The sequence below is a fragment of the Trichococcus sp. genome, assembly GCF_049684335.1.
In the GTDB taxonomy this organism is placed as follows: domain Bacteria; phylum Bacillota; class Bacilli; order Lactobacillales; family Aerococcaceae; genus Trichococcus.
On record NZ_JBAVFV010000049.1, the window covers coordinates 1 to 8,327 of the forward strand.

9 protein-coding genes are annotated in these 8,327 nt (G+C 44.3%); all 9 read left to right on the forward strand.

From position 1 onward, the window contains the following. Positions 1-348: 348 nt before the first annotated feature. The 9 genes from upp to WBM30_RS09005 all read left to right on the forward strand — a co-directional run bounded on the left by upp (position 349) and on the right by WBM30_RS09005 (position 8,011). The gene (upp, locus tag WBM30_RS08965; RefSeq protein WP_424900398.1) at positions 349-984 is read left to right on the forward strand and encodes a uracil phosphoribosyltransferase; all 636 of its coding nucleotides are present in this window, start codon (positions 349-351) and stop codon (positions 982-984) included. A gap of 602 nt (positions 985-1,586) precedes the next feature. Further along, on the forward strand, positions 1,587-2,303 hold the full coding sequence (gene atpB, locus WBM30_RS08970) for a F0F1 ATP synthase subunit A (RefSeq protein WP_424900399.1): 717 nt from the start codon (positions 1,587-1,589) through the stop codon (positions 2,301-2,303). 61 nt (positions 2,304-2,364) lie between these two features. Next, on the forward strand, positions 2,365-2,577 hold the full coding sequence (gene atpE / locus WBM30_RS08975; RefSeq protein ID WP_086627433.1) for a F0F1 ATP synthase subunit C: 213 nt from the start codon (positions 2,365-2,367) through the stop codon (positions 2,575-2,577). 39 nt (positions 2,578-2,616) lie between these two features. Next, positions 2,617-3,120, forward strand: a complete 504-nt coding sequence (gene atpF / locus WBM30_RS08980; RefSeq protein WP_424900400.1) for a F0F1 ATP synthase subunit B — start codon at positions 2,617-2,619, stop codon at positions 3,118-3,120. A 1-nt stretch (position 3,121) separates the two neighbouring features. After that, positions 3,122-3,640 carry a F0F1 ATP synthase subunit delta gene (locus WBM30_RS08985; protein WP_424900401.1) on the forward strand — a complete coding sequence of 173 codons (519 nt, stop codon included), beginning with the start codon at positions 3,122-3,124 and terminating at the stop codon, positions 3,638-3,640. A gap of 22 nt (positions 3,641-3,662) precedes the next feature. After that, positions 3,663-5,174 carry a F0F1 ATP synthase subunit alpha gene (gene atpA / locus WBM30_RS08990; protein ID WP_424900402.1) on the forward strand — a complete coding sequence of 504 codons (1,512 nt, stop codon included), beginning with the start codon at positions 3,663-3,665 and terminating at the stop codon, positions 5,172-5,174. Between the two features lie 37 nt (positions 5,175-5,211). Beyond that, positions 5,212-6,132: a F0F1 ATP synthase subunit gamma gene (locus tag WBM30_RS08995; RefSeq protein ID WP_424900403.1), complete on the forward strand. Its 921-nt coding sequence runs from the start codon at positions 5,212-5,214 to the stop codon at positions 6,130-6,132. An 18-nt stretch (positions 6,133-6,150) separates the two neighbouring features. Next, positions 6,151-7,584, forward strand: coding sequence for a F0F1 ATP synthase subunit beta (gene atpD, locus WBM30_RS09000; protein WP_424900404.1), 1,434 nt, complete (start codon positions 6,151-6,153; stop codon positions 7,582-7,584). Between the two features lies 1 nt (position 7,585). Further along, entirely contained in the window at positions 7,586-8,011 is a 426-nt protein-coding gene (locus tag WBM30_RS09005; RefSeq protein ID WP_424900405.1) for a F0F1 ATP synthase subunit epsilon, read from the forward strand. Positions 8,012-8,327: the final 316 nt, after the last annotated feature.

The following is an 8,327-nucleotide window of genomic DNA, read 5'->3' on the forward strand; positions in this document are numbered from 1 at the left end:
TACGACGCAAAAAAAGCTCTAGGACTGCGGCAACAGGCTAGAGCAAACTAAAAAAATTTTTTCCACTTAAATTATAGCATGGGAGTGACTTTTTGCGCATTTTTCAGCTATTTATTTTCAAACAAAACTAGCTGCAACTGAAGCATAATAAATTATCGAAGAGCTGTCTCTTAATGAGGCGGCTCTTTTCTTCGCGTACGCATGCGCCACTCCTGCAAACAAGCATATCTGGAGTTATTTCTTCCTAAACATACCTTTCAGTGTTTTCTCATTGTTTTATTTCTGGTATTTATAGCGGTTTTCCATTACAATAAGTTGAGCAAAAATAGGAAAGTGGGGCAAAAGTATATGGGAGAATTCCATGTAATGAATCATCCGTTGATTCAACACAAATTAACAATCATCCGCGAGAAAGAGTGTGGAACAAAAGTATTCCGTGAAGTAGTAAGCGAAATCGCCATGTTGATGGCTTATGAAGTAACAAGGGACATGCCTTTGGAAGACATCGAGATCGAAACGCCATTGGTTAAAACGACTCAAAAAACATTATCCGGCAAAAAAGTTGCCATCATTCCGATTTTGCGTGCAGGTTTAGGGATGGTCGATGGTTTCTTGGCGATGTTGCCTGCTGCAAAAGTTGGCCACATCGGCATGTACCGTGACCATGATACATTAGAACCAGTAGAATATTTCGTGAAATTACCGACGGACATCCAAGAACGTCAATTGTTCATCGTTGACCCAATGTTGGCGACAGGCGGATCAGCTATCGCAGCTATCGAAGCGTTGGAAAAAAGAGGCGCGTCACCATCATCCATGAAATTCATTTGCCTTGTGGCAGCACCTGAAGGAGTTGAAGCATTGCACGCTGCTTATCCTGATGTGGATATCTATGCAGCTTCTTTGGATGAAAGATTGGACGAAAACAGCTACATCCTGCCTGGGTTAGGGGATGCTGGTGACCGACTGTTCGGCACAAAATAAGCGTTCAAAATGGCATTGAGGCAATTGTGTCCATAATTGTCAAACAGTCAATATTATCATGAGAGCGATCTTCCAATTTACATAATCTTGAAAAGTGAAAATAATGGGCTGAGCCAGAAATCCGATGGGTATTTCTGGCTCAGTTTTTTTTGTGCAAGTTAAGTTAGTTATACTTCAATCGCTTAAGGTTACAGTGCCGACGGGTTTGGAGGGTAGCATGAAAGACAATAAATTTGCTTTTATTTCCCCAGTTCGAAACACTTTTTAGTCAACCTTCGGATTTTCATAATCCTATAAGTATATTTATGTATTGAGTATCTTTGATTATGAAGGCGGTATCTTTTCATCATTTTCATGAAAAGGCCGGAAATATCCTTATACTCCGTATATTTGCTTTGAATTTCGATAAAGTTGGTGTTATGATTAGCGATGTTGAACAGATGTGCAAAGAAACTTATGAAATAGCCACTTATTGTGACTAGAGTATGGGAGGTCCAGCTGAATTAGTTGTCTGCTTTTACGAATGTCTTTTAAAAATAATGTAGCGTGGACTAGGTTTGGCATAGCTGTTTTTTTATTTGTATTGAAAAGAGGTGAAATTATTGGAAGCTGAATCTAAAGTCATCCATTTTATGGGATTGGGTTTCAGTTTGAATATCATCATTAGCGTATTGGCGACCTGCATCATCGTTTTTTTATTTTGTTTTATTGCTACCCGGAAACTGGCGATAAGACCAACAACCAAAAGTCAAAATGCAATTGAATATTTGGTTGATTTTATCCGGAACATGATTTCCAGCTCGCTTCACTGGAAAGTGGGGCAACAATTCCACTTGTTGGGATTCACTTTGTTCCTATTTGTATGGGTAGCGAATATGTTAGGGCTAATGTTCATTTTGAACATTGATGGCTATTCCTACTGGAAGAGTCCTACAGCCAGTCCAATCGTCACATTAGGCTTGGCCTTGATGGTGATTTTGCTGACGCATTACTTTGGTATTAAAGAAAATGGGTTCAAGGAATATTTCATGAACAGCTATGTTCGCCCAGTCGCACCTCTCATGCCGATCAAAATATTGGAGGAATTCACGAACACATTGACATTGGCGTTACGTCTTTACGGAAATATTTATGCCGGTGAAATTTTGTTGGGATTGATAGCTTCATTAGCGAATTCTTACGGCTTGCTGACTTGGGTGGTTGGAATTCCACTCCAAATGGTTTGGCAAGGATTCTCCATCTTCATCGGATCCATCCAAGCTTTCGTCTTCACTACGTTGACTATGGTTTACCTCGCCCATAAGATCGAAGCGGAATAAACTGCTGATCCATGAGCTTAATAAGTGTGCATTATTATATGAGAAAAAGGAGATTATTATTATGAACTTTATAGGAGCTGCTATTGCGGTTGCCGGTGCGGCCATCGGAGCATCATTAGGAAACGGAAAGGTTATTTCTACTACAATCGAAGCGATTGCCAGACAACCAGAATTACAAAGCAAATTACAAACTTTGATGTTTATCGGTGTCGGCTTAATTGAAGCTGTTCCCATCATGGCGGTAGTTATAGCTTTCTTACTGATTTTCCAATAATAGGGACCAGAAAGACAGATAACTACAGGAGGGATGATAATGACAGCCAATCTCGTATTGGGAGAGATCACCGCTTTAGGTGATACGATTGTCACGCTGCTGTCATTTCTGATATTGATGGCTCTTATCAAAAAATTCGCATGGCAGCCTTTGATGAAGATCTTAACGGATCGGGAAGAAATGATACATGCAAATATTGATAAAGCTGCAGCAGCGCGCGAGAATGCCGAGAAGAAACAATCGGAAGTCAATGCGCAGCTGGTAGAAGTCAGAACAACGGCGAGCGATATTTTGAACCGGGCTCAGGCGGAAGGCAATGAAATACAACAAGACATTATTAAAGAAGCAAAAGAAGATGCATTACGAATCAAACTAGTGACCCAAAAAGAGCTTGAACTCGAAAGAAAACAAGCTCTTGAAGGATTACGCGCCGAAATTGGAATCATATCATTGGAAATCGCTGAAAAGATTCTCGGCAAAGAAATCAATCAAGCAGAACAACAAACTTTGATCGAGGCTTTCATTGAAGGGCTGGATGATTGATATGGATAGAGACGGTAAAGCAATCGCTACTGTAGAAGCCTATGTGCAAGCCTACTATAACCGCCTGACAGATTCGAAGACTGCGGATAGGCTCTATCTCGATCTATCGCAGTTAAAGGATGCCCTCAATCATGCAGATGCAGCCGCGGGCGAGAAGCCAAATCTTGATTTGGCTGTGAAGTATCTCGCTCCCGAGACGCTTCAGTTTCTCGAGGGACTCCAAGATAATCTTGATAACGAAGGTATCTTGGCTTCCCTCAAGGCGTTCAATGCGCTGTATGAGAATAAAAAAGAGTTCGTGAATATGAAATTAATTTCTGCGGTTCCTTTAACGGCGGAACAAAAAAAACGCATCATGAACAAAATGGAAAAAAGACTCGGCGAAGCGACCTTCTTTGTGACTGAAGTGGTCGATCCCACGGTTATGGGCGGCGTTCGGTTGGAGTCGGAAAACCACTATTTCGACAATACCATCGTTACGAAGTTGAAAGAAATGAAGAGACATATCCTGAAAGATTAATAGGGTTGAAGAGGTGAATAATGTGGCTACTGAAAACGAAGATTTGAGTTCATTGATCAAAAATAGGATCAACACTTTTCAATCTGTATCAGAGTTTGAAGAAATTGGAAAACTTACCTATATAGGTGACGGAATCGCACGCGCGAAAGGTTTGGAGAACGTTATGTCCGGTGAATTGTTGGAGTTCTCCAATGGTTCCATCGGCATGGCCCAAAACCTGGAGATGAACGATGTCGGTATCATCATTTTTGGAGCTTATGAAAATATCCATGAGGGCGATATCGTCAAACGTACAGGCAAAATCATGGAGGTTCCGGTTGGAGATGCTTTGATCGGGCGTGTTGTGGATGCTTTAGGCAACCCAGTGGACGGTTTAGGCAGCATCGAAACGACGAGCACAAGACCGGTTGAAAACGCAGCGCCGGGCGTTATGGCTCGTCAGTCCGTCAGAGAACCTCTTCAGACCGGCCTAAAAGCATTGGATGCTTTGGTGCCGATTGGTCGAGGCCAACGGGAGTTGATCATTGGTGACCGCAAAACCGGGAAAACAAGCATTGCGATCGATACCATCATCAACCAACGCGGAAAAGATGTTATCTGCATCTACGTGGCAATCGGACAAAAGGAATCGACAGTTCGTAATATGACGGAAACGTTGAAAAAATATCATGCAATGGATTATACGATTGTAGTGACTGCCAGTGCTTCGCAATCCGCGCCGATGCTCTATATCGCGCCTTACGCTGCTACAGCGATGGCAGAAGAGTTCATGCACAAAGGCAAACATGTCCTTATCGTATATGATGATCTTTCCAAACAGGCGGCTGCTTACCGTGAAATGTCCTTGCTGTTGCGTCGTCCGCCAGGTCGCGAAGCGTACCCTGGGGATGTCTTCTACTTGCACTCCCGTCTGTTGGAACGCTCAGCAAAATTGAATGATGAATTGGGCGGTGGTTCCATCACCTCCTTGCCGATCGTTGAAACGCAAGCCGGGGATATCTCCGCATATATTCCGACGAATGTCATCTCCATCACGGATGGTCAGATTTTTCTGGAAAGCGATCTCTTCTTCTCGGGAATCCGTCCGGCTCTATCTGCCGGGCTATCCGTTTCCCGTGTCGGCGGATCTGCTCAAATCAAAGCAATGAAAAAAGTATCCGGCACGCTGCGTATCGATTTAGCCAGCTATCGCGAACTGGAAGCATTCACTCAGTTCGGTTCGGACTTGGATGTTTCCACACAGAAACGCCTTAGCCGCGGCCGCAGAACCGTGGAAATACTGAAGCAGGACTTGCACAAGACTTTGGATGTCGAAAAACAAGTTCTCATTCTTTATGCATTAACGCATGGATATATCGATTCCATTCCGGTGCAGGACATCGAACGATATGAGTCTGAACTCTTCAAATTCGTCAAAATGTCCTATCCAAATCTGTTCTCCATCATTTCGGAGACAAAAGACTTGCCGCCTACGGAAGACTTGGATGAAGCCCTGAGTGCATTTGCAGGCATCTTTATTCCGCATGTCGAGTAGCTTGGTCAGCATGAACAGATAATATTGAGGTGATAATATGGCAGAGTCTTTAATAGACATCCGGAAACGCATTGCTTCCACAAAGAAGACAAGTCAAATAACAAGCGCCATGCAAATGGTATCTGCCTCCAAACTGATCCGCGCCGAACAAAAGGTGCGGGGATATCAGCTTTATGCAGCAAAAATACGCGAAATCGTAACACATATAGCCAGCACACAATTATCTTTGCTTGAAGAACATGGTCATGTATCAGCGAACGACCAAGTTCTGGTCGATTTCCACGATATGTTGATTGAACGTCCGGTCCGCAAAACTGGCTATCTGATCATTTCCTCCGATAAAGGCTTGGCAGGAGGATACAACAGTTCGATCCTGAAAGCGACGAAAGACATGCTTGCAATCGACCACGCTTCAAACGATGAGTTTGTTGTCCTGTCGGTCGGCGGAGCGGTAGCTGATGATCTCAGAAAGAGCGGCATCGAAGTCGCATTCGAAATCAGGGACCTGAACGACCAGCCAAGCTTCACAGAAGTCAGTGATATCGTAGTGAAGGCAATCCAACTCTATCGTGATGGTGCTTTTGATGAGTTGTACGTTTGTTACAAACATCATGTCAACGCTTTGATCTCAGAGTATCGGGCTGAAAAAATGCTGCCGTTGACGGACTTGGATTCCCATGAAGCTGTCGGTTACGAAGTCGATTATCTTTTTGAACCGAACAAAGAAGAAATTTTGGAAATTTTACTTCCGCAATACGCGGAAAGTTTGATTTACGGTGCCATTATCGATGCTAAATCATCCGAGCATGCTTCCCGCATGACGGCCATGAAGAGCGCCACCGATAATGCGAACAATATGATCAACGATATGACGATTCAATATAACCGTGTGAGACAGACTGCAATCACGCAAGAAATCACCGAAATCGTCGGTGGAGCTTCTGCTCTGGAAGATTAGAAAATGGGAGGAAAAGGCATGAAAAAAGGTCATATTGTACAAGTAATCGGGCCGGTAGTCGACGTTGGCTTCCCATTGGAAGACGGTGTCCCGGACATCCGCAATGCGCTGATTGTACACAAGGCACCCAAAGCTGGGAGTAATGAAGAAGGAGAAACCATCGTATTGGAGGTTTCGATTGAACTCGGGAATGGTGTGGTACGCGCAATCGCAATGGAATCGACGGATGGCCTGCAAAGAGGCTTGACTGTCGTCGATACTGGTGCACCCATCAAAGTGCCGGTTGGTTTAGGCACGCTGGGCCGTGTTTTCAACGTGTTGGGTGAGGCGATTGATTTGAAGGGCGATATTCCTGATGATTTCCGTCGTGAATCCATTCACAGAAAAGCACCGACTTTTGATCAGTTGAGCAGTAACTTTGAAATCCTGGAAACAGGCATCAAAGTCATCGACTTACTGGCGCCTTATCTGAAAGGCGGAAAAATCGGGCTCTTCGGTGGAGCTGGTGTCGGTAAGACGGTACTGATCCAAGAATTGATCCATAACGTAGCCGAACAGCATGGAGGCATCTCGGTATTCACGGGTGTCGGTGAGCGTACGCGTGAAGGAAACGACCTTTACCACGAAATGCAGGAATCAGGCGTCGGCAAAAAAACAGCCATGGTTTTCGGTCAAATGAATGAGCCACCTGGTGCGCGTATGCGAGTCGCTTTGTCCGGTTTGACAATGGCGGAACATTTCCGTGATGAAGAAAAACAGGATGTTCTGTTGTTCATCGATAATATTTACCGGTTCACCCAAGCTGGTTCCGAAGTTTCCGCGCTATTGGGCCGTATGCCTTCAGCGGTAGGGTATCAGCCGACATTAGCGACAGAAATGGGCCAACTGCAGGAACGGATCAGTTCCACAAAAGATGGTTCGATCACTTCCATTCAAGCAATCTATGTACCGGCGGATGACTATACCGATCCAGCACCGGCAACAACCTTTGCCCATCTGGATGCAACGACCAACTTGGAACGTAAACTGACGGAACAAGGGATTTATCCCGCTGTAGATCCGTTGGCTTCCTCTTCCAGTGCGTTATCTCCGGAAATCGTCGGGGATGAGCATTACGACGTGGCAACTAAAGTGCAACGCATTCTGCAACGTTATCGTGAACTACAGGATATCATCGCTATCCTTGGGATGGATGAACTTTCCGATTCAGAAAAAATCACTGTTAACCGCGCAAGAAGAATCCAATTCTTCCTGTCCCAAAACTTCCATGTGGCCGAAGCCTTTACCGGCGTTCCCGGATCATATGTTCCTGTAGCTGAAACCGTACGCGGCTTCAAAGGAATCGTGGAAGGTAAGTACGACGGAGTACCGGAAGAAGCTTTCCGTAACGTCGGTACGATTGAAGAAGTTCTGAATAAAGCGAAAGAATTAGGCTATAAAGGAGGGGAATGAGATGGCATACTTGCAAGTCAATGTGGTGACGCCGGATGGCATCGCCTTTAAGCATCGCGCTAAAGCGGTGACCGCCAAGACAACAGACGGCGGCATTACCATCATGCCAAACCATACCCCGATCATTGTACCTTTGGCGATTGCCGATCTGATTGTAACGCGTGTGACCGATGAGTTGGCGCAGAACCATATTGCCGTCAACGGCGGCATCATGGAAGTGCGTGACAATATCGTCAACATCATTGCGAACAGTGCGGAACGCGAAAAAGATATCGACATCGACCGTGCTGAAGTCGCGAAAGAACGCGCCGAAAGACGAATGATGGAGGCGCTTGACATCAAAAATGAAAAAGAATTCCAACGCGCGAAGATCTCGCTATCGAAAGCCATCAACCGTATCGGCGTTTCGAAGAACAGATCCAACTGAGAAAAGAGGCCAGAGATGGCCTCTTTTTTTTGAGCCAATTATTCTCTGGCAATTAATTTAGTTGAGTAGATAATATACACAAATCATTCACGTAAATAGCCCACAATTTCATTCTGATGTGTTGTAACATATTATTATACCTTAACAGGAAAACAAATGTAAACGATTTTCTTAGTAAATTCTTAGCAGATGGTCGGACAAAAACGAGCTTCCTTGTTTTTTTTTCACAATATTTATGTTAGTATAGTTTGAGAATATGGGAGGAGTGCGACGCTTGGACATAACGATGTTTAACGGTATAATAGTATTGCTATCC

Coding starts and splice junctions, on each gene's coding strand:
- upp (WP_424900398.1), top strand. CDS start 349: ATGGGAGAATTCCATGTAATGAATCATCCGTTGATTCAACACAAATTA.
- atpE (WP_086627433.1), top strand. CDS start 2,365: ATGAACTTTATAGGAGCTGCTATTGCGGTTGCCGGTGCGGCCATCGGA.
- atpF (WP_424900400.1), top strand. CDS start 2,617: ATGACAGCCAATCTCGTATTGGGAGAGATCACCGCTTTAGGTGATACG.
- WBM30_RS08995 (WP_424900403.1), top strand. CDS start 5,212: ATGGCAGAGTCTTTAATAGACATCCGGAAACGCATTGCTTCCACAAAG.
- WBM30_RS09005 (WP_424900405.1), top strand. CDS start 7,586: ATGGCATACTTGCAAGTCAATGTGGTGACGCCGGATGGCATCGCCTTT.
- atpD (WP_424900404.1), top strand. CDS start 6,151: ATGAAAAAAGGTCATATTGTACAAGTAATCGGGCCGGTAGTCGACGTT.
- WBM30_RS08985 (WP_424900401.1), top strand. CDS start 3,122: ATGGATAGAGACGGTAAAGCAATCGCTACTGTAGAAGCCTATGTGCAA.